Origin of the sequence: Mesorhizobium sp. M0189, from assembly GCF_040322135.1 — a bacterium.
GTDB lineage: Bacteria > Pseudomonadota > Alphaproteobacteria > Rhizobiales > Rhizobiaceae > Mesorhizobium.
This window is the reverse complement of record NZ_JAMYSW010000005.1, coordinates 253,456-273,252: the sequence shown is the minus strand read 5'-3', so window position 1 is coordinate 273,252 and position 19,797 is coordinate 253,456. Positions and strand designations below refer to the sequence as shown.

The following is a 19,797-nucleotide window of genomic DNA, read 5'->3' as shown; positions in this document are numbered from 1 at the left end:
CGCCGCCGTGATCACCGGCATCGATCATTTCGTGCTGACAGTTCGTTCGGTAGACGATAGCTGCGCCTTCTATCAGCGCGTGCTTGGCTTCAAGCGCCTCGACGAGCCGGACCGACCAACGGCGCTGCTGTTTGGAACGCAAAAGATCAATGTGCATGAGGTCGGGCGCACCTTCGAGCCGAAGGCCAAGGCGCCGACTCCCGGCTCTGGGGATTTCTGTCTCGTTGCCGCCCGGCCGCTCACCGAGATATGCGCCAGCCTCGCGGCCAACGGCGTAGCCATAGAGGTCGGCCCGGTCGAGCGTATCGGCGCCCGTGGCCCGATGATGTCGGTCTATTTCCGTGACCCGGACGGCAACCTCGTCGAGGTCAGCGAGTATCGTTCCTGAGTGGCGCTCCTCAAATTCGCCGCGATCATGCCCTGTTCAGAATGGCGATACCCAAGGCTGCCGCAAGTGGCGACCGAGCGGATGCCGTCGGCCTCGTTGTTCTTCGGCTAGCACATCGCTATATCAAAGTCGTAGTTGCCTTTCGGTGACCGCAAAGCGCAGCATAGGGCTGTCGCGCCCCGGCTGGGAAAAGCCGGCGCGAAGCCATTGATGGAACTAGGAACAGGAACAGAGTGCTTTTTCGACGGCGCAAGCCTGATGGTTTTTTCGAGCGGGTGCGTACTTATTTGTGGCCGCGCCGCTCGTTCTCGCGCTCGCTGCGGTATTTTTCCAAGCGCATCCTGCGGCTTAGGGCCACGCCGCATGCCGTGGCCGCCGGTGTTGCGGCGGGCGTATTCGCGTCGTTTTTCCCGCTTGGCTTCCACTTCATCATTGCCGCCATGCTGTGCTGGCTGATCGCCGGCAATCTGGTGGCGGCAGCACTCGGCACGGTCTTCGGCAATCCCCTGACCTTTCCGCTGCTATGGGCCGCCTCCTGGGAGGTCGGCAAGCTGATCCTGCATGAACACCTGCCGGCGCATGGCCCACCCGCGCATCTCGGCGACATGCTGCATAATCTTTCCTTTGCGCAGTTGTGGGGACCGGTGCTTAAGCCGATGACCATTGGCGCAATACCGCTTGGCTTGGTTTTCGGCCTGCTGTTTTACGGCATTACCCGCTGGGGTATGGTCACTTTCCACGAGCAGCGCCGCAAGCGTCTGGCCGAAAGAGCCGCAAAGACCGGAAAAACCGGGCCGGAAGTTCCCGCCGAATGATTATCGGTATCGGCAGCGACCTCATCGACATCAGACGCATTGAGAAGTCGCTGGAACGTCATGGCGAGCGCTTCATCCAACGCATCTACACCGAGATCGAACAGGCGCGCTCCGAAAACCGCGCGGCGCGTGCGGCCTCCTATGCCAAGCGTTTCGCTGCCAAGGAGGCCTGCGCCAAGGCATTGGGCACCGGTCTGGCGCAGGGTGTGTTCTGGCGCGACATGGGCGTCGTCAACCTGGCCAGCGGCAAGCCGACCATGGCGCTGACCAACGGGGCGGCAGCGCGGCTGGACGAAATCCTGCCTGAAGGGCACCGCGCCGTGATCCACCTCACCATCACCGATGATTTTCCGCTCGCTCAAGCCTTTGTGATCATTGAAGCGTTGCCGGTCGAAGAAGCGCCACATTGATTGCATCTGACGACCGGCATGACGTTGCCCAGCGCGCGCCGAGACTCTATACCATCCAACGCACAATCGAGGACGACATGAGCGTGGCTGAAAAAACCCAGAAGAAATCCGGCGGACTTGGCGAAACCGTCAGCGTCATCGTCCAGGCCCTGCTGCTTGCGCTGGTCATCCGCACGCTCCTGTTCCAGCCGTTCTCGATCCCGTCCGGTTCGATGCGGCCGACTTTGCTCGAAGGCGACTATCTCTTCGTCACCAAATGGTCTTACGGCTTCTCCCGCTACTCGCTGCCGTTCGGGCCGAACATCTTTTCGGGCCGCATCTGGGGCTCCGAGCCGAAGCGCGGCGACGTGGTGGTGTTCAAGTTTCCGCCGGACCCTTCCGTCGACTACATCAAGCGCGTCGTCGGCCTGCCGGGCGACAAGATCCAGGTCAAGGATGGCCAGCTCTTCATCAACGACGTCGCTGTGCCACGCGTCAAGGTCGGGCAGATCGACAACCACGACATCACCGAGGAGAACGGGCCGGTCGATGTCTATCGCGAGACGCTGCCGAACGGCGTCACCTACGACACGCTCGACCTGACACAGGCTTCGATCGGCGACAACACCAAAGAGTTCAAGGTGCCGCCCGGTCACTATTTCATGATGGGCGACAATCGCGACAACTCGTCCGACAGCCGCTTCACCGTCGGCTTCGTGCCGGAAGAGAATTTGGTCGGCCGCGCCAACCTCATCTTCTTCTCGATCGGCGGCAGCGCCAGCCCGCTCGAAATCTGGAAATGGCCGTCGCAGATGCGCGCCTCGCGCCTGTTCCATTTCGTCAATTAGGACCATGGCGGCGACAAAACGGCTGACCGCTGATGCGCTCGCCGAGGCGCTCAAGGAGCGCACCGGCCACAGTTTTGGCGACCACCAACGCCTGCAGCGGGCGCTGACCCATGCCAGCGCTCGCGGCAGTCATGCCGGCATCGACTACGAACGCTTCGAATTCCTGGGCGACCGCGTTCTCGGCCTTGTCGTTGCCGATATGCTGCTGGCGGCATTTCCCGACGCTGCCGAGGGTGAGCTGTCGCTCAGATTGAACGCCCTGGTCAACGCCGAGGCCCTGGCGGAAATCGCCGAGGAGATCGGCCTGCCGGAACTCATTCGCGCCGGTTCGGACGTACGCGGCCTCGATGGGCGCAAGCGCGTCAATCTGCGCGCCGACGCACTGGAATCGCTCATCGCCGTGCTCTATCTCGACGGCGGGTTGGAAGCGGCCCGTGCCTTCATCCACAGGTACTGGCAACCGCGCTCACAAGCCATCGACGCCGCCCGCCGCGATGCGAAGACCGAACTTCAGGAATGGGCGCATCAGGCGGCAGGCGCGGTGCCGGTTTACATAATCGACAGCCGCGAGGGACCGGACCACGATCCGCTGTTCACCGTCAGCGTCAAGGTCGGCGCCTATCCGCCAGCGACCGGCAGCGGGCGCTCCAAGCGCGAGGCAGAGCAGGCGGCAGCCGCGGCACTTCTGCAGCGGGAAGGCGTCTGGCTCAATCAAGGGAGTGCCGCATGACCGCCACCGAAGCTCCGGCAACAGAAGCTCCCGCTACCCGCTCCGGCTTCGTCGCGCTGATCGGCGCGCCCAATGCCGGGAAATCGACGCTGGTCAACCAATTGGTCGGCGCCAAGGTATCGATCGTGACGCACAAGGTGCAGACCACGCGCGCCATCGTGCGCGGCATTGCCACCCACAACAACGCGCAGATCGTCTTCGTCGACACGCCGGGCATATTCAAGCCGAAGCGCCGGCTGGACACCGCGATGGTGACCACAGCCTGGGGCGGTGCCAAGGACGCCGATATCGTGCTGCTCTTGATCGATGCCGAGCGCGGCATCCGGGGCGATGCCGACGCCATCCTCGAGCGGCTGAAGGATGTCCGGCAGCCGATGGTGTTGATCCTCAACAAGGTCGATCGGGTCAAGCACGAGACGTTGCTGGCATTGTCGGCGGCAGCCAACGAAAGGGTGCCGTTCAAGCGCACCTTCATGGTTTCGGCGCTGACCGGGTCCGGCTGCAAGGACCTGCTCGACTATCTCGCCGAGACCTTGCCGGCCGGACCTTGGTACTACCCGGAAGACCAGATCTCTGACCTGCCGATGCGCCAACTCGCGGCCGAGATCACCCGCGAAAAGCTCTATCTCAGGCTGCATCAGGAACTGCCCTATTCCTCCCACATCGAGACCGAGAAATGGGAAGAGAAGAAGGACGGCTCGGTGCGCATCGACCAGACCATCTATGTCGAGCGCGACAGCCAGAAGAAGATCGTGCTCGGTCATAAGGGCGAGACGATCCGCGCCATCGGCCAGGCCGCGCGCATGGAAATATCAGGCATACTCGAGCAGAAGGTGCACCTCTTCCTGTTCGTCAAAGTGCGCGAGAACTGGGGCGACGATCCCGAGCGCTACCGTGAAATGGGGCTCGAATTTCCGCACTGAGCCTGTTTGGGCGATCCGCCGAGCGGCCTGTTGGCCGCCGCCTCAGGATTACCCAAGTGCCAGCGACACGCCGTCGGCAAGATGTTCGGCATCGGAGGCGTTTTCGAAGGGGATGCCCGTTCTTGCATAGTCGAGCGGCGAGAGATTGGAGCCGTCGGCGCTGATCAGCGCAGCCTGGCGCCTTGCCGCCTGCATCTCGCCCAGCTGAGCGTAACAGGCGGCAAGCCGGGTGCGGATCCATGGCCTCGGTCGCGTCGCCAGCTCCAGCGCCTCGGCAGCCGTGCGGTATTCGCCCAGCATGTATAGCGCGAGCGCGCGATCGTACTGATACCAATGAGGGTCCAGCGGGTTGATGCGGATGGCGCGTGCCAGCCAGGCGAGCGCGTCGAGCGGCCGGCAGCGCATCGTCAACAGATGCCCCCTCTGCTCGATACAGTCCGCGTCGCCCGGATTGAGCTCGAGCGCGATGCGCAAATGTAGCTCGGCCGCCTCGTGCTCACGCATATTGAGCCGTACCAGCGACTGGATGCGGTGTGCCGTTGCCTGGTCCGGCGACAATGCGATGCCCCGGTCGGCCAGGTCGCGGGCCTTCGTCAGAACGGCGTCGCTGGTGGGTCCGAATTCGCTGTTAAGCACATGCGACAGCGCCAGATAGGTGTAAGCGAGGCCATAGGCCGGGTCTCTGACGATCGCCGCTTCGAAAAACGCTGCCGCTTCTTTCAGTTCGCTTTGCGCCGGATCGCGCAGCAAAGCGACGCCGCGCAGCACCAGTTCATGGGCGGCGAGGCTGGCTACCGGCTGCCGCGAGGCACGTTGCAGGCCGGCATTGTTCACCCGAACCACCAGCCGGCCGACGATCTTTTCGACGATCTCCTGCTGGATGGCGGACAGCCCGGCGTAATCGGCCTGGTAGCGATCCCCCCAGAGCTGGGAAGCGCTGGCTGCGTCAACGAGATTGACCGCACAGACGATGCTGTCTGCGTGCCGGCGCACCGAACCCTCGATGAGATAATCGGCGCCGATGCGCGAACGCACGACAGGCCATTCACTGGGCGAATATGAGGCAAACGAGAAGCTCGAATTGCGCGCCAGGACCGTCAGCGTGTCGAAGCGGGCGAGGCCGTTGATAATGTCTTCGGCAATACCGTCGACGATCGCTTCGTCGGCCGGATCGGCGCTGTCATTGCGGAACCTGAGCACCGCCACGATCGGCTGTGCGCCGGGTTCGGGCACCGGTTCGATTTCAGGGATCAGCATGTAGCCGCGCTTCGATATGGTCCGTATCGTTTCCTCGCCGAGCACCTTGCGGATCTCGCGAATCGACTGCGTCAGCGAATCCTCGGTGACGAAAACACCCGGCCAGACCGCGTCCATCAATTCCGACTTCGGCACCACACGGCCGATATGGCGGGCGAGATGCGTCAGCAATGCGTAGGCTTTCGGCCGCAGGAAGGCCGGCTGTTCGGCCCGGCCGAGCGTACCTTTGCCCAGATCGAGGGTGAAACCGCCAAACTGAAAAACCTGGTCAGTGGCCGAACCCGGCATCGAAACGGCCCGCTCCCTGAAGCCGTGCCTGTATTGGCCTACGGCTGGAGGGCTGGGTCAAGGTCTGTCGCCGCCGAAAGCGGCGCTTTGGATTTGCGCGCCGCAAATTAGACGGTGCCAGCGAGGGCGGGCTGCGTTGCCGACCTGCGGACGAAGCTCTCGGTGCCGTAGAGGGCAACGATGGCGATCGCAGCCACCGCCCAGATCGCAACACCGATCCATTGCTGCTGGACATAGTCGGCGTCGATGAACACCTTGCCCAGGAAGCGTACGCTGTTCTGATGAGTGACATGCATGAGAATGGCGAGAAGCACACTGCCGGTGTTCTGATAGAGCCAGGTGAACACCACTGCCGCCAGCACGACGTTGATCGTGCCGTAGACGCTGAGATCGCCGACCAGGCCGAGCGGAAAATGCCAGATTGCCCAGATCGCGCCGAGGATCAGGCTTCCGGCCAGCGCCGAATGGCTGGCTAGCAGACGCGGTGTCGCAAAGCCGCGCCATCCCGGCTCTTCGCCAAGCGGGCCGCTGAAGACCGCATACAGCGCGATGATCGGCAGTATCTCAGTGACAGCAGGAATGTTGCTCCAGACCGGCGTCGCCGAGCCGAACAGCGGATTGACCAGGATCGAGGCAAGCTGCGTGCCGAATGGCAGGCCGAATGCCACCAGATACCACAGCGGAGATACCCGCCACTTCACCACGGAAGCGAGAATGGCCTTGACCGAAGCCCAGCCTCCGGAAAGGGCTGCGACAACGAATCCGGAGACCATCGGGCCGAAGGTAAACCAGGGAATGGTATCGCCATTCGACAGGTAGAACGGGATGAAGGCAAACCAGCTCAGGGCAAGCGCCAACGAAAAGAAGGCAGCCAACTGATGCTGTCGCACCAGGTGCAGGAAAGAAGTCATGTCGGTCCTCTCACGGGCAGATGACAATGAGAGGTCGCCGGGCTGCCCAATCGGTCGACTTGCATCTTGAACAGCCGGCCGAATCATTCCGGGAAGGCTATGCGTGGACCACGTCGGTCGACCCGTTTCTTATTGGCACCGGCGCGACCCGAAATCCTGAGCGGGTTCTGAGAAATTTCCGATATTTCATGCAAAATCGGTCAGTTAGATCGGCTGGAGCACCTGCCGACACTGCGATCGTGCGTGGTTCCCGTTTGTCGTCTCTCCGTCATACACCCTGCCTATAGGCTGTGCGAAAGACCCGCTTCCGAGCAAACCGGAACAGGCGGGCAAACAGCCAGATTAGGACATGACCGGGACTTGGAATCGCATCGACCCCATCCGTCAGATCGAGTTTGCAAACGCCGTCGCTGTTGAGATCGAGCGCGTGCTGGCGCGGCAAGGCAAGGTGACGAACAGCGATGCGGTCGTCGCAGCGGGCAGGGTCGCCGGGGCCGTTGCCGCCGCCGTCGCCCTGCTTGCGCCGACCGACATCAGGGCGATCGACACCATGCAGGAAAGATTGCCCGGCATGGCGTCGCGGTTCGTGCGGATATTGGCGGCCGAAGCGACGGAACGCCGTACCCGGACGCCTCTGTCGACGGCGCACGAAGGCCAAGGGGCAGACATCCAACCCCTGGCCGGAACGGGCGACCTCGACGCGATGCGGGTCGAGGACTGGGCCGGTCGGGTCGCCGGGTCGACCTTCCTGCAGGAAAATCTCGGCATATCGCGCTCGACCCTGCATCGCTGGCAGCGGAGCGGCACGGTCGTTGCGTTGCGCACCGGTGGCCGCAAACATGTATTTCCTCTGGCGCAGTTCGTCGACGGCAGGCCGGCTCCGGGTATCAACGAAGTGTTATCCGCGATGCCCGATCCGCGGCGTGCCTGGTCGTGGCTGGTCGGCCCTGCGCCCGGCCTTGCCGGACGTATTCCCATTGAAATGCTCAAACAGGATCTGGTGGCGGAAGTCGTTCTTGCCGCACAGAACGCAGCGATGGCGAAGTTGGCTTGATTTTCGCCGCCAACGTTAGAAGTCTATTCCAAAAAATAACACGTAAAAGGAATGTCAACCGGACTATGACCGGTTTGCCGGCTAATGGAACAAGTATAGTTTCGTAAAATTGTGAAAATGTCTCGTTTGTGCCGGGAGCAAACGTGAATAAAATATGAAGTGATATTTGTGCAACATGGATTTATTCTGTTATGCAAACATTGATTATTTTTGGAATCGTCATTGAGACTGGAATGCGGATGAGTATGTTCGCCGCCTGAAGAGGGGGTGCGGTGCGCGCCTTTTTCGACGTGGGTGAGGCGTTCAGCCGTTCAACCCATGAATCCAAAGCCATTTTTAACTTTGACTGGAGAGGTCAGAAAATGAATATCAAGAGCCTTCTTCTCGGCTCAGCCGCGGCATTCGTCGCGGTCTCCGGCGCGCGCGCCGCCGACGCTGTTGTGGTCGCCGAGCCGGAACCCGCTGAATACGTCAAGATCTGCGACGTCTACGGCGCCGGCTACTTCTATATCCCCGGCACCGAAACCTGCCTGCGCATCGGCGGCTATGTCCGCTATGACGCCAGCTTCGGCGACGGTGGCCGCGTTTTCGACGGCGCGACGACCCACGACCTTATGGACGGTGACGAACAGCAGACCTGGAACAAGAATGCCCGCTTCAATTTGAAGACGTGGACCGGCCAGGAAACCGAGCTCGGCACGTTGAAGACCTACACCGAGACCCGTTTCAACTTCGGCAATACCAAACACACCGTGAGCGGTGTTGATTTCAGCGTGCAGGACAACAAGGCGGTTACCCTGAACTTCGCCTGGATCCAGCTTGGAGGTTTCCGCGTCGGCAAGGATGAAACTGTCTATGATTCGTTCATCGGCTACGCCGGCAACGTCGTCCAGGACACCATCATCCCGTACGGCACCAAGGACACCAACCTGATCAGTTACTATTTCGACGGCGGTAACGGCTTTACGGCAGTCGCCTCGGTCGAAACAGGCTCCGGCGCTGACCAGTCGATCGACAGCTACGTTCCGTTTGTCGTCGGCGGCGTGAAATACAAGGGTGACTGGGGTGCGATCACCGCCGTCGGCGCCTATAACAGCACGTCGGAAGAATGGGCCGGCAAAGCTCGCCTCGACGTCAAGCCGATTACTGACCTGACCCTGTTCGTGATGGCGGGCTACGGCAGGGACGACAACGTTGCAAAGAACTTCTACAAGCCGTGGACTGGCAACTTTGCCGTCTGGGGCGGCGGCAGCTATGCCGTCAACAAGAAGACCTCTTTGAACGCCCAGGTCTCCTATACCGACGACAAAGATTTCGCCGTTGCGGCCAATGTCGCCTACACCATCGTTCCTGGTTACACGATCACCGCCGAAGTCGATTATTACGACAATTTCGATGCCGACGATGCCGACGCAATCGGCGGCATCTTCCGCTTCCAGCGCTCGTTCTGATCAAACGACGATCTCGCCAAAACGGCCCGTAGCGATACGCTACGGGCCGTTTTGGCTTGCGGCGGATAAGTCGCTCATCTTGATTTCGCCATGCAACCGGTGACAAGCTCTGGTCATGGAATGGCGCGACGAGGGAATCATTCTCGGCACCCGCAAGCATGGCGAAACCAGCGCCATTCTCGAGGTGATGACACGTGCGCATGGCCGCCATCTCGGTCTCGTGCGCGGCGGCCGTTCGCGCAAGCAGCAGCCGGTCTTGCAGCCCGGCAACCGCGTCGACCTGTTGTGGCGGGCGCGGCTCGACGAACATCTCGGCACCTTCCAGGCCGAGGCCATCGAAATGAACGCCGCCCGGCTGATGGACAGCGCCGTTGCCGTTTACGGCTTGCAGACAATGGCCGCGCATTTGCGTCTTCTGCCCGAGCGCGATGCCCATCGCGGTCTCTATGAGACGCTCGCGGTCATGATCGCCCATCTCGACGATGCCGATGCCGCCGGCGAGCTGGTGGCCCGCTTCGAGCTGCTGGTTCTCGACGAACTCGGTTTCGGCCTCGATCTCAGCCAGTGTGCGGCGACCGGCACCAGGCAGGACCTTGCCTACGTCTCGCCGAAATCCGGCCGCGCCGTGTCGCGGGCGGCGGGCGCGCCGTGGCGCGACAAGATGCTGGCGCTGCCTGCCTTCCTGCAGCGCGGTTCGGGCCTGCGCGCCAATCCGGCGGCGATCGACGACGCCTTCCGGCTGACCGGCTTCTTTTTGACCCGCCATGTCTACGAGCCGCGCGGTATCGAACCACCCGGCGCCCGCGCCGGCTTCCTCGCCGCCTTGCGCAAGCATTATGCGGGCGGCAAGGCATTTGCCGGGGAAACCGCCATCGGCGAAGCCATCAGGTGAGCGAAATGGAACTCCTATCCCGGTCGGGTTTCGCTGCTCGGCCTCGACATCATTTGACGCGGCCGATCACCCCAGGGACCGGCGAGGTGGTGTGCGAGGGCAAAGTGGTGCACAAGGGCCGCACGCTGGCGGTTTCGGAAGCGGCGCTGAAGGATGCCAACGGCAAGCTGCTGGCTTTCGGCACCGAAACGTGCTCGATCTTTCCGGCGGCCAATCTGGCGGCACGTTGAATGGACCGGCCGTCTGGCCGCCGCATTTGAATGTCACTGAACATTGAATGTCAGTGACGACTGGCCTGGTTTGGGGGAACCGCCATGTTTGAAAGCCTGATTGGCCTCGTCGCCATCATCGCGCTGTTCGTCATCATTTCACGCCAGCAGAGCCGTATCGGCCTGATCGAGCGCGAGCTTGGCGCGTTGCGCAGCCTCGTGCTTTCGGGCGCGCCTGTCCTGCCGCCGCAAGCCAAGGAACCGGCTGCAAACGACAGCAAACCGGCGGATAGCGCAATCCCGCCGGCGGCGGCAGCCGACATGGCCGCATCGCCAGGGGCCGAGACCGCAGCGGTCGCATCAGCTGCAGAGGCAGAAGCCGATACCGCGGCGCCGTCCGCACCGGAGCCGGCGCAACCGGCGGCAGCGGCGAAAGCCGCCCGCCAATCCGACGTCGAAACGGCGCTCGGTACCCGCTGGGCGGTCTGGGTCGGCGGCATCGCGCTGGCGCTGGGCGGCCTGTTCCTGATCCGCTACACGATCGAGGCCGGCATTTTCGGGCCAGGCGTGCGGCTTTTCATGGCGGCGGCACTTGGGCTGGCGCTGGTCGGCGGCGGCGAGTTCATCCGGCGCACCGGCTTCAGGGTGCCGGTGCAAGGTGCCGCCGGTGCCTATATCCCGGCGATCCTGACAGCGGCCGGCGCCTTCATCCTGTTCGGCACGGTCTACGCCGCGTACAGCATTTACGGTTTCATCGGCCCGGCGCTCGCTTTCACGCTGCTCGGCGCCATCGGCGTGGCGACGATCGCGGCAAGCCTGGTCCACGGTCAGGCGCTGGCCGGCGTCGGCCTGCTCGGCGCCATGGTGACGCCGCTACTCGTCGCCTCGCAGGCGCCCAATCCGTGGGCGCTGTTTGGCTATCTGGCGATCGTGCTCGCCGCCACCGGCGTCATTGCCCGCATCCGCGACTGGAGGCTCTTGATGGCCGCAGCCTTCGTCGCCACGGGCATCTGGACCATCTTCTACATGACCGAAGCGCCGGGGACGAACCTTTCCGTCATCCTCTTTATCGACGTGGTGACACTGGCCGTGCTCGCCTTCGTTTGGCTTGGCCGTCGCAGCGAAGCGGTCGCCGACACCGGCTTCGACTGGCCGTCGATCGCGCCGGGGTTCTTCGTCGCTCTTTCAGCGCTGGCCCTGTTCGTCGATCCGGTCTTTGCCGCCGCCGGCGATGCCTTGCAGGGAGCAGCCCTTATCGTAGCCCTGGTGGCGATAGCGCTCTACCGGCCGCGAGCGCTTGCACTGCTGCACGCCGCCGGGCTGGCGACGGTGCTGGTCTATCTCGGCATCATTCCGCCGACCACGGTCGCCGCCGATTTTTCGGGCGGCGCTCTCGGTGTCGATGGCGTGCCGGTTGTGGGGTCTGATGCCTTGATGCTCAGGATCGGCATCGCGCTGGGCCTGGTCTTCATCGGCGCCGGCTTTTGGGCAGCGCGCCGTTTTGCGGCTCCTGGCTGGCTGCGCGCCGCCACATGGGCGGCCTGGAGCGCTGTCGCGCCACTGGTCATCCTGCTGGCGCTCTGGTTCACCTTCGGCAATCTCGACCGTGACCTTGCTTATGCGGCCGCAGCGGCCGTTTTGGTCGGGATCTTCGTCGCCGGCGGCGAATGGATAGCGCGCGGCGAAGCGCCGCCGCTGACCGGCGGCGCTGCCGTCTCCTTCGCGCTCGCCGGCGCGGCGATCGCCGGCCTGCTGATGCTGCACATGGCCTTTGGCTCCGGCTGGACAACCGTCCTGCTCGGAGCAGCCGCCGTTGTGCCGGCACTGGCGACGCGCTGGCGTAGCTATCCGGTGCTTGGCTGGATTTCGGTCGGTGCGGTGATCGCAGTGCTCGGCCGTGCCGCCTTCGACCCGACCATCGTCGGTGCCGAGTTCCTGTCGAAAACACCCGTGTTCAACTGGCTGCTGCTCGGATATGGCGTGCCGGCGCTCGCCTTCGGCTTTGCCGCCTGGCAACTCGCCCGCACAACCAATGGCCGGCCGCGCCTCGCCATGGAGGCCGGCGCCGCGCTGTTTGCTCTGCTCGCCGTTGCCATGCTGGTGCGTCATGCCATGCATGGTGGCGTCATCGACAGCGGCTCGATGACACTTGCCGAACAGGCGATTTATACGCTGATTGCCATCGGCGCCGGTGCAATCCTGGTCGCCATCGACATGCGCTCGCCAAGCTCTGTGCTGCGTTACGGCTCGATGGCTGCCGGGGTGCTCTCGGTCGCCTTCATCGTCATCCGGCATTTTGTGGTGCTGAACCCGCTGCTGACGGATGAATCGACCGGCGGCATTCCGGTGTTCAACCTTCTGTTCCTGGCCTATCTGTTGCCGGCAGTCGCGACAGGCGCACTGGCGCTCTATACCCGCGACAAGCGGCCGAAATGGTATGCGGCCATGCTTGCGGTTGTGGCGGCGGTGCTCGCCTTCGTCTATGCCACGCTGTCGGTCAGGAGGCTGTTCAAGGGCGAGTTCATCGGCCTGTGGAGCGGCCTCGGTCAGCTCGAGACCTATACCTATTCGGCGCTCTGGTTGGCCATCGGCGTGGTGCTGCTCACCGCCGGTGTCTGGCTGAAGTCGCAGGTGCTGCGCATAGCGTCTGCGGCGCTGATCGCGGTCGCCGTGCTCAAGGTCTTCGTCTTCGATATGTCGGAGCTGGAAGGCGTGTTGCGGGCGCTGTCCTTCATCGGCCTCGGCGCGGTGCTCATCGGCATCGGCTTGTTTTATCAGCGGCTGCTGACAAGGGCGGCGAAAGAAAAGCTCGAGACGAGCAATAGCTGACGATTTCAATTTGGCCGGGAATAAAGCTGGCATCGGCAGCGTTATTCAGTTGCTTGGGTGACCGGGGCGGCGGACCGCTTCGCGCTGGCCGCTTGCGCCGCGCCGCAAAGGCGCGTTCAATCACCACGGACAGGGGCTCCAGAACCAGCGGTCATGGACGAAAAGAAGGCAGCAATCCTTGGTGAAATACCGCGTTTGCGCCGCTATGCACGCTCGCTGTTGCGCGACCGCGATTCCGCCGACGATCTCGTCCAGGATTGTCTCGAGCGGGCGCTTGTGCGGCTCGACAATTGGCAGACAGGAGAAAGCCCCAGGAGGTGGCTGTTTACGATCATGCATCATTTGTTCATCGACCAGATGCGCAAGGTGAACCGGCGCGGCGAGGCGGCGATGCTGCCGCTCGAGGCAAGCGAGGCGCAGGCAGCACCCGCCGAGCAGGTCGAGAGCATCGCCTCGCGCGAGATCGTCGACGCGCTGCAGGCGATCAGCCCTGACCGGCGCGCGGCACTTGTGATGGTCGCCATCGAAGGGTTTTCCTATGCCGAAGCCGCCAACATCCTTGGGGTTCCCGCCGGCACCTTGATGTCCCGCATCGCGCGCGGGCGTGAGGAACTGCGCGCGCTGCTGGATGATACCGCGCGCCGCCGCTCGATAAGGATCGTCGAGAAATGAGCCGGCGCGATTTCTCCGAACGCGACATCCACATGGCTCTCGATGGCGAGTTGCCGGGCGACGAGCGGACGGCCTATGAGGCATGGCTCGAGGCCAATGCCGAGATGAAGGCCAAGAGTGCACGCTACGCCGCCGACCGGGCAGCATTGCGCGCAGCCTTTAACGGCGTGCTGGACGAACCCGTACCGGTGCGGCTGAACAAGGTGGTGCTTGGCGAGGCGTCGGTGGTCAGAGCGGCGCCGTCGCGCTCGCGTTGGTGGCTTGCGGTCGCCGCTGCCGCCATGCTGGTGATTGGCGGTGCTGGCGGCTATCTTGCCGGCATCGGCGGCCTCGGCCTGGAAAATACGGCCGAGGACCAGCTTGCCGAAGAAGCGATCGCCGCCCACGTCATCTATGCCGCCGAAAAGCGGCATGCGGTGGAAGTGCCGGCAAGCGACAAGGATCATTTGCAGAGCTGGTTGTCGAACCAGGTGGGTTTGAAGCTCGTCGCGCCGGATCTGGCAGCGCAGGGATTCCAACTGGTCGGTGGCCGGCTGCTGCCTGCCGGCCAGGGCAAGGCCGCGATGCTGCTTTACGAGGACGACAAGGGCGCGCGCATTTCGCTCTTCGTCACCGCCGAATCGGCTGCCAAGGCCAAGGGCACCTATGGGTCGGAAGAAGATGGTCCTGCGGCTGTCTACTGGCTGGACAAGGGTTATGGCTGCGCCGTCGTCGGCTCGCTGCCGCGCGAGCGGCTGGCCGCGGTGGCCAAGAGCGCCTATGGCCAGCTTCTGGCGGCCTTGCAAAGCTGAGCAGGATCTCATTTTTCCGGAGCCGCGCCGATGCCGAAACACGGAGGTCGCTCAAAGCCTTTGCGCGACCTGCCTGCTGTCAAAACTGTCACAATTCGGCCCTAATCGAGGTGCGATAGCGCTTGCTTAATGCTGGCACTTCGGCTGGTGTGACCGATGTTTAGACTAGGGTCGTTTCCACAACCCAATCGAGGTTTTCTGAGCCCGCATGCCTGCCGAGATTCGCAAGGCCCGCGCGTCCGACGTCGATGACCTCGCCGCCATCGAAAAAGCTGTTTTCTCGAGCGACCGCATTTCTCGCCGTTCCTTTCGCCAACTGATCGAACGCGACACCGCCGAACTGCTGGTTGGCGAAAGCGATGGCCGCGTCGCCGGCTATGCAGTCGTGCTGTTTCGCAAGGGCAGCGGCGTCGCGCGGCTCTATTCGATCGCCGTCGGTCCATTTTTCGGCGGCCGTGGCGTTGGCCGCCTTCTGCTGGAAGAGGCCGAGACCGCTGCTTTCGAGCACGGCCGCATGATGCTTCGTTTGGAAGTCCGCGAGGACAACCCGCGCGCGATCCAGATCTACGAGCGGAGCGGCTACCGCAAGATCGGCCGCGAACCGGACTATTACGAGGATGGCGCCACGGCGCTGCGCTATGAAAAGACCTTGCGTGGCGACATTCCGGTCGCCACCGAAGTGCCGTTTTATCAGCAGACTTGCGAATTCACTTGCGGACCATGCTGCCTGATGATGGCGATGGCTTACTTCGGCCCCGGCTTCGTGCCGGACCCGGTGATGGAAATCCGGCTGTGGCGTGAGGCGACGACCGTTTTCATGATGTCCGGCCCCGGCGGCTGCGAGCCGTTCGGGCTGGCCGTCGCCGGCTATGAGAGCGGGCTTGCTGCTGAGATCTATGTGTCCTTCTATGGCGCGCTTTTCCTGCAATCGGTGCGCAGCGAAGACAAGCGCCGGGTGATGGAGCTGGCGCAGGTCGACTTTCGCCGCCGCGCGGAACTTTACGGCATCCCGGTGAATTACCGTTCATTCGGGCTTGACGACATTCGCACCGCGATCGCAGAGGGAAAACTGGTACTGGTCCTGATCAGCGGCTTCCTGATGTTCGGCAAAAAGGTTCCGCACTGGGTATTGGCCATCGGTGACGACGGCGATCACATCCTGATCCACGACCCTTGGGTCGAGGACGAGCGGCAGGAGACGATCCTCGATGCTGCCAACATTCCCGTGCCTTACGGCATCTTCATGAACATGGCGCAATTCGGCCGCGACGGATTGCGCGCCGCCATCACTCTCGGAAAGCGCGACAGCCAATGACCTGGGTCATCCTTACCGGCCGGCAGAACGATCTCGACCAAGTGGCGACGCCGCACAAGATCATCACCAATCGCGACTACCTTGCCCATCCGGCACTGTTTCGCGGGCAGCGGCCGAAGGTCATCAACCTGTCGAACAATTACGGCTACCAGAGCCGCGGCTATTACGCCTCGCTGCTCGCCGGTTCGCGCGGCCATAAGGTCATCCCGACGGTCGAAACGATGATCGACCTGTCGGAGCGCAAGCTCTATGAGCACGCGTTGCCGGAACTCGAACTCGCACTCAACAAGTGCCGCAAGGACCTGGGCGGCGCTTTCCCGCAGAAGGTCTGCATCTTCTTCGGCATCGGACCGTCCAGGATCTGGGACCGCTTCGCCAAACTGCTGTTCGACTGGTTCCGTGCCCCGGCGCTTGAGGTCCACATCAGGGACAGCGCCGAATGGGCCTCGATCCGCAAGATTGGCTTCCATCCCCTGGCCAGGATGACCGAGGACGAGGAAACGCACTTTCTCCAGTGCCTGGAGACCTACACCAACCGCGAGTGGCGTGACACCAAGGGCCGCACGCCGGCGCGCTACACTTTCGCCACGCTGGTCGATCCGCATGAGGAACTGCCGCCGTCGGAGATTTCGTCGCTGCGCCACTGGGCCAAGATCGCTGAAAAGATGGGCGTCGAAATCGAGCCGATCACCAAGCGGGATCTGGCCAAGCTCGCCAACTACGACGCGCTGTTCATCCGCGAGACCACCTCGATCTCCAACCACACCTACCGCTTTGCCCGCCGCGCCCAGCAGGAAGGCATGCCGGTCATCGACGATCCGCTGTCGATGATCCGCTGCACCAACAAGGTCTATCTCAACGAGCTGATGACCTACAACAAGGTACCGGTGCCGCCGACGGTGATGATAGCCGGCATCTCGGATCTGGAAGTTGCGGCGCAGACGCTGGGCTTCCCCCTGGTGCTGAAGATCCCGGACTCCTCGTTTTCGCGCGGCGTCAAGAAATGCGGCACCTTCGAAGAGTTAAAGACGCTCGCAACCGAATGGCTGGAGGATTCCGACCTCCTGATCGCGCAAAAATTCATTCCGACGGAATATGATTGGCGCGTCGGTGTCCTCGGCGGCCAACCCTTGTTTGCCGTCCATTATCTGATGGCCAAGAAGCATTGGCAGATCGTCAATCATAAGGCCAACGGCAAGCCCGACCAGGGCGGCATCAAGACCTTCACCCTGAAGGAAGCGCCGGCCCATGTCGTCGAGACGGCGGTGAGCGCGGCGCGCTGCATCGGCGACGGCCTCTACGGAGTCGACCTCAAGGAGACCAGGGACGGCGTCTTCGTCATCGAGGTCAACGATAACCCCAACCTCGACCACGGCTGGGAAGACTCCGGCGAAAAAGACGAGGTCTGGGTGCGGCTGACGCAGTGGTTCCTGGAGCGATTGGACCGGCCGGGCCGATGACATCCGAATTGAGGGGAAAAAGATGCTGTTCTTCGTAACCGAGGATTTTCGCGGCTGCGACCGTAAGGAGATCTACCGCCGTTTCCGCGACCAGGGCCGCCTGAAGCCGGACGCGCTGCTCGTGCACCACAGCTGGATCGCAGCGGATATGAGCCGCTGCTTCCTGCTGGTGGAGGCCGATGACGTCACACTCCTGCAGCGGTGGGTCATCGAATGGGCGGATCTGGTCGAATTCGAGATCGTTCCCGTGGCGACGAACAAGGATATGGTGGAGGCGTTGAGCGGACATCTCTGACCTGCGCGCGCTTCGACGAGGTATATCCAGACATTGTATTGATGGCAGATGTCCAGGCTGAGCCGATGACTGGCTCGCCCGGCTGTCGCACTTAGCCGGATTGCCTGATCGTCGCGTTCGACTTCAGCAGCCGGTTGATGTCCGACGCTTTCGATGGCACGCCGATCAAATAGCCCTGGGCCTCGACGCAGCCCTCCTTTTGCAGGAATTCAAGCTGCGCTTCGGTCTCGACACCCTCGGCGGTGACGGTGATGCCCAGCTGTGCGCCAAGCCCGATGATGGTGCGCACGATCGCCGCGGTATCGCGACTGTCGATGTCACGGGTGAAAGAGCGATCGATCTTGATCTTGTCGACGGGAAAGCGCCTGAGGTAGCCGAGCGAGGAATAGCCGGTGCCGAAATCGTCCAGCGCTATGCGGACACCCAGATCGCGCAGCTGCCTCAGTGTCTTGAGCACCAGATCGCTCTCGTCCATCAGCACCGTTTCGGTGATTTCCAGTTCAAGCCGGTTGGCCGGCACGCCCGAGAACGCCAGCGCCGAGATGACGCTGCGGGCAAAGGTGCCGCTTTTGATCTGCACGGCGGAGACATTGACTGCGATGCGCAAAGGCGCCCAGCCTGCCGCGGTCGTGCAGGCTTTCCGCAGCGCCCATTCTCCAAGCGGCACGATCAGCCCGGTCTCCTCGGCGGCCGGAATGAAGTCGTCCGGACGCACCAGGCCGCGCACTGGCGAACGCCAGCGCATCAAGGCTTCGGCACCGACGATTTCGCCGGAGGCGATGTTCATGATCGGCTGGAAATCCAGCTCGAATTCCCGGCGCGACAGCGCCGCCCTGAGATCGATTTCGAGCGCCCGGCGCGCGCGCACCATCGCATCCATGGCTGGTTCGAAGAAACGGTAGAGGTTGCGCCCTTCGCTCTTTGCCCGATAGAGCGCCATATCGGCGTTTTTCAGCAAAGTGTCGGTGTCCTTGCCGTCATTCGGAAACAGCGCGATGCCAACACTGATGCCGACGCGCATGTCGTGTCGCTTGTCGCGAAACGGCTTTCCGATGATCTCGACGATGCGTTTGGCCAGTTTTTCCGCATCGCCCGGGCTTTTGAGATTGAACTGGATTATGACGAATTCGTCGCCGCCGAAGCGAGCGACAACGTCCGTTTCATTGCGCAGGCACCGTTGCAGCCGTTCGGCCACGCATTTCAGCAGCCAGTCGCCGGAAGGGTGGCCCCAAGTATCGTTGACCGCCTTGAAGTGATCGAGGTCGAGCGAGAATATCGCCAGCGATCCGTCTTTCGTCTCGCTAAGGGCTTGGTCGAGCCGTTCGCGAAGCATCGAGCGATTGGGCAGGTTGGTCAGTGTGTCGTGATGCGCAAGGTGGGTCATGCGCTCTTCCACGCGCCTGCGCTCGGTCACGTCGTCGAATGTCGCGACCCAGCCGCCGCCGCTCATCGGCCGGCGTGCAACCAGCAGCGTTCTGCCATCGGCAAGATGGCGATGCGTTACGTGTGTTTTGCCCGCCCGCAGGCAGGCTTCGATTTGCGAAATTTCGCTGTCGGGGTCGAGCTTTGTGTAAATGCCCAGTTCCAGCAGCCGCTTAAAGGCATCACGGTGGCTCATGCCAAGCGGGAGGTCGGCCGGCCTGACATGGTAAAGTTCCAGAAAACGTTCGTTGCGCACGATCAGCTTGCCGTCCGCGTCGTACATCAAAAGTCCTTGCGACATGTTGGCAAGTGCCGCGTCGAAACGGCGGTGCTGCTCCTTCAACTCCTGCTCGGCGCGCCGTTGCTCGGTGATATCCTCGTAGATCGATACCCAACCGCCCGACGCCAGCGGCCGGTGCGAAATGTTGACGATACGCCCGTCTGCAAGCGTTTCCTCATAGGTGGAAGGTTTTGCCTGGTCGATATAGGGCTTGCGAATGGCATAGAGTTGCTCAGCGCTTTGCGAGGCGATGCCGATGTCCACGCTGTGCTGGAGGATGTCGAAAAACCGGATGCCGGGCCGTACCACTTCGGCGTCGAGGCGAAAGATACTGATGTAGTTCCTATTGCAGATGATCATCCGTTCATCGGCATCGAACATGCACAGGCCATGCGACATGTTCTCGACCGCTGCCGAAAAACGCTCGTTCTGTTCGCGCAGTTCGTCTTCAATCCGTTGCGGCAGACCAACGCCTTTGACCCGTCGTCGGCGGACGGACGAACCTGCCTTGATACCGGCAACGGGCATGTAGCGCGCCTATGGACCGTGGTTAACCACGGCACTCTTGTCCTTGCCGG

At 62.6% G+C, this 19,797-nt stretch carries 19 protein-coding genes; 16 read left to right on the top strand and 3 right to left on the bottom strand.

Annotation, left to right across the window (positions count from 1 at the left end; translation table 11 throughout):
* Window positions 1-7 precede the first annotated feature (7 nt).
* The 6 genes from NKJ09_RS12360 to era all read left to right on the top strand — a co-directional run bounded on the left by NKJ09_RS12360 (window position 8) and on the right by era (window position 4,093).
* A complete protein-coding gene (locus tag NKJ09_RS12360) occupies window positions 8-388 on the top strand; it encodes a VOC family protein (RefSeq protein ID WP_352481860.1) in 381 nt (126 codons plus the stop codon).
* A gap of 233 nt (window positions 389-621) precedes the next feature.
* Window positions 622-1,203, top strand: coding sequence for a DUF2062 domain-containing protein (locus NKJ09_RS12355; RefSeq protein WP_352494847.1), 582 nt, complete (start codon window positions 622-624; stop codon window positions 1,201-1,203).
* Window positions 1,200-1,613: a holo-ACP synthase gene (gene acpS, locus NKJ09_RS12350; RefSeq protein WP_352762808.1), complete on the top strand. Its 414-nt coding sequence runs from the start codon at window positions 1,200-1,202 to the stop codon at window positions 1,611-1,613. Before NKJ09_RS12355 ends, acpS begins: the two co-directional genes overlap by 4 nt.
* A gap of 77 nt (window positions 1,614-1,690) precedes the next feature.
* Window positions 1,691-2,440, top strand: coding sequence for a signal peptidase I (gene lepB / locus NKJ09_RS12345; RefSeq protein ID WP_023719884.1), 750 nt, complete (start codon window positions 1,691-1,693; stop codon window positions 2,438-2,440).
* 4 nt (window positions 2,441-2,444) lie between these two features.
* Window positions 2,445-3,170 (top strand): ribonuclease III, encoded by a 726-nt coding sequence (gene rnc, locus NKJ09_RS12340; protein ID WP_031194250.1) that lies wholly within the window; start codon window positions 2,445-2,447, stop codon window positions 3,168-3,170.
* Entirely contained in the window at window positions 3,167-4,093 is a 927-nt protein-coding gene (gene era, locus NKJ09_RS12335; protein WP_023719882.1) for a GTPase Era, read from the top strand. The genes rnc and era overlap by 4 nt, the downstream gene beginning before the upstream one ends.
* Window positions 4,094-4,141: 48 nt before the next feature.
* Here era and NKJ09_RS12330 read toward each other — a convergent pair whose 3' ends face one another.
* Window positions 4,142-5,638 (bottom strand): winged helix-turn-helix domain-containing tetratricopeptide repeat protein, encoded by a 1,497-nt coding sequence (locus tag NKJ09_RS12330; protein WP_352481857.1) that lies wholly within the window; start codon window positions 5,636-5,638, stop codon window positions 4,142-4,144.
* 107 nt (window positions 5,639-5,745) lie between these two features.
* Window positions 5,746-6,549: a CPBP family intramembrane glutamic endopeptidase gene (locus tag NKJ09_RS12325; RefSeq protein WP_352481856.1), complete on the bottom strand. Its 804-nt coding sequence runs from the start codon at window positions 6,547-6,549 to the stop codon at window positions 5,746-5,748.
* A gap of 349 nt (window positions 6,550-6,898) precedes the next feature.
* On the opposite strand from NKJ09_RS12325, the gene NKJ09_RS12320 reads away from it, so the two are divergent.
* The 10 genes from NKJ09_RS12320 to NKJ09_RS12275 all read left to right on the top strand — a co-directional run bounded on the left by NKJ09_RS12320 (window position 6,899) and on the right by NKJ09_RS12275 (window position 17,517).
* Window positions 6,899-7,603 (top strand): antitoxin Xre/MbcA/ParS-like domain-containing protein, encoded by a 705-nt coding sequence (locus tag NKJ09_RS12320; RefSeq protein ID WP_352494848.1) that lies wholly within the window; start codon window positions 6,899-6,901, stop codon window positions 7,601-7,603.
* Window positions 7,604-7,965: 362 nt separating this feature from the next.
* On the top strand, window positions 7,966-9,054 hold the full coding sequence (locus NKJ09_RS12315; RefSeq protein ID WP_352494849.1) for a porin: 1,089 nt from the start codon (window positions 7,966-7,968) through the stop codon (window positions 9,052-9,054).
* A 115-nt stretch (window positions 9,055-9,169) separates the two neighbouring features.
* A complete protein-coding gene (gene recO, locus NKJ09_RS12310) occupies window positions 9,170-9,946 on the top strand; it encodes a DNA repair protein RecO (RefSeq protein ID WP_352494850.1) in 777 nt (258 codons plus the stop codon).
* A gap of 5 nt (window positions 9,947-9,951) precedes the next feature.
* Window positions 9,952-10,176, top strand: a complete 225-nt coding sequence (locus NKJ09_RS12305; RefSeq protein WP_352494851.1) for a PaaI family thioesterase — start codon at window positions 9,952-9,954, stop codon at window positions 10,174-10,176.
* 84 nt (window positions 10,177-10,260) lie between these two features.
* Window positions 10,261-12,984, top strand: coding sequence for a DUF2339 domain-containing protein (locus NKJ09_RS12300; RefSeq protein WP_352494852.1), 2,724 nt, complete (start codon window positions 10,261-10,263; stop codon window positions 12,982-12,984).
* A 153-nt stretch (window positions 12,985-13,137) separates the two neighbouring features.
* Window positions 13,138-13,656 (top strand): sigma-70 family RNA polymerase sigma factor, encoded by a 519-nt coding sequence (locus NKJ09_RS12295; RefSeq protein ID WP_023719875.1) that lies wholly within the window; start codon window positions 13,138-13,140, stop codon window positions 13,654-13,656.
* On the top strand, window positions 13,653-14,447 hold the full coding sequence (locus NKJ09_RS12290; protein WP_352481851.1) for an anti-sigma factor family protein: 795 nt from the start codon (window positions 13,653-13,655) through the stop codon (window positions 14,445-14,447). The genes NKJ09_RS12295 and NKJ09_RS12290 overlap by 4 nt, the downstream gene beginning before the upstream one ends.
* 208 nt (window positions 14,448-14,655) lie before the next feature.
* Entirely contained in the window at window positions 14,656-15,762 is a 1,107-nt protein-coding gene (locus tag NKJ09_RS12285) for a peptidase C39 family protein (RefSeq protein WP_023719873.1), read from the top strand.
* Window positions 15,759-17,222: a RimK family ATP-grasp domain-containing protein gene (locus tag NKJ09_RS12280; protein WP_023719872.1), complete on the top strand. Its 1,464-nt coding sequence runs from the start codon at window positions 15,759-15,761 to the stop codon at window positions 17,220-17,222. The genes NKJ09_RS12285 and NKJ09_RS12280 overlap by 4 nt, the downstream gene beginning before the upstream one ends.
* 22 nt (window positions 17,223-17,244) lie before the next feature.
* Window positions 17,245-17,517, top strand: a complete 273-nt coding sequence (locus tag NKJ09_RS12275; RefSeq protein WP_023719871.1) for a DUF3303 domain-containing protein — start codon at window positions 17,245-17,247, stop codon at window positions 17,515-17,517.
* 91 nt (window positions 17,518-17,608) lie between these two features.
* On the opposite strand, the gene NKJ09_RS12270 is transcribed toward NKJ09_RS12275, so the two are convergent.
* Complete coding sequence (locus NKJ09_RS12270) at window positions 17,609-19,747, bottom strand: putative bifunctional diguanylate cyclase/phosphodiesterase (RefSeq protein ID WP_352481847.1); 2,139 nt, start codon at window positions 19,745-19,747, stop codon at window positions 17,609-17,611.
* Between the last annotated feature and the right edge of the window lie 50 nt (window positions 19,748-19,797).

Excerpts from the sequence above, each read along its gene's own strand:
- NKJ09_RS12290 (WP_352481851.1), top strand. The coding sequence starts at position 13,653 with ATGAGCCGGCGCGATTTCTCCGAACGCGACATCCACATGGCTCTCGAT.
- recO (WP_352494850.1), top strand. The coding sequence starts at position 9,170 with ATGGAATGGCGCGACGAGGGAATCATTCTCGGCACCCGCAAGCATGGC.
- NKJ09_RS12325 (WP_352481856.1), bottom strand. The coding sequence starts at position 6,549 with ATGACTTCTTTCCTGCACCTGGTGCGACAGCATCAGTTGGCTGCCTTC.
- NKJ09_RS12315 (WP_352494849.1), top strand. The coding sequence starts at position 7,966 with ATGAATATCAAGAGCCTTCTTCTCGGCTCAGCCGCGGCATTCGTCGCG.
- NKJ09_RS12285 (WP_023719873.1), top strand. The coding sequence starts at position 14,656 with ATGCCTGCCGAGATTCGCAAGGCCCGCGCGTCCGACGTCGATGACCTC.
- NKJ09_RS12330 (WP_352481857.1), bottom strand. The coding sequence starts at position 5,638 with ATGCCGGGTTCGGCCACTGACCAGGTTTTTCAGTTTGGCGGTTTCACC.
- NKJ09_RS12305 (WP_352494851.1), top strand. The coding sequence starts at position 9,952 with ATGGAACTCCTATCCCGGTCGGGTTTCGCTGCTCGGCCTCGACATCAT.
- era (WP_023719882.1), top strand. The coding sequence starts at position 3,167 with ATGACCGCCACCGAAGCTCCGGCAACAGAAGCTCCCGCTACCCGCTCC.
- NKJ09_RS12280 (WP_023719872.1), top strand. The coding sequence starts at position 15,759 with ATGACCTGGGTCATCCTTACCGGCCGGCAGAACGATCTCGACCAAGTG.
- NKJ09_RS12275 (WP_023719871.1), top strand. The coding sequence starts at position 17,245 with ATGCTGTTCTTCGTAACCGAGGATTTTCGCGGCTGCGACCGTAAGGAG.
- NKJ09_RS12295 (WP_023719875.1), top strand. The coding sequence starts at position 13,138 with ATGGACGAAAAGAAGGCAGCAATCCTTGGTGAAATACCGCGTTTGCGC.
- lepB (WP_023719884.1), top strand. The coding sequence starts at position 1,691 with ATGAGCGTGGCTGAAAAAACCCAGAAGAAATCCGGCGGACTTGGCGAA.
- acpS (WP_352762808.1), top strand. The coding sequence starts at position 1,200 with ATGATTATCGGTATCGGCAGCGACCTCATCGACATCAGACGCATTGAG.
- NKJ09_RS12300 (WP_352494852.1), top strand. The coding sequence starts at position 10,261 with ATGTTTGAAAGCCTGATTGGCCTCGTCGCCATCATCGCGCTGTTCGTC.
- NKJ09_RS12270 (WP_352481847.1), bottom strand. The coding sequence starts at position 19,747 with ATGCCCGTTGCCGGTATCAAGGCAGGTTCGTCCGTCCGCCGACGACGG.
- rnc (WP_031194250.1), top strand. The coding sequence starts at position 2,445 with ATGGCGGCGACAAAACGGCTGACCGCTGATGCGCTCGCCGAGGCGCTC.
- NKJ09_RS12320 (WP_352494848.1), top strand. The coding sequence starts at position 6,899 with ATGACCGGGACTTGGAATCGCATCGACCCCATCCGTCAGATCGAGTTT.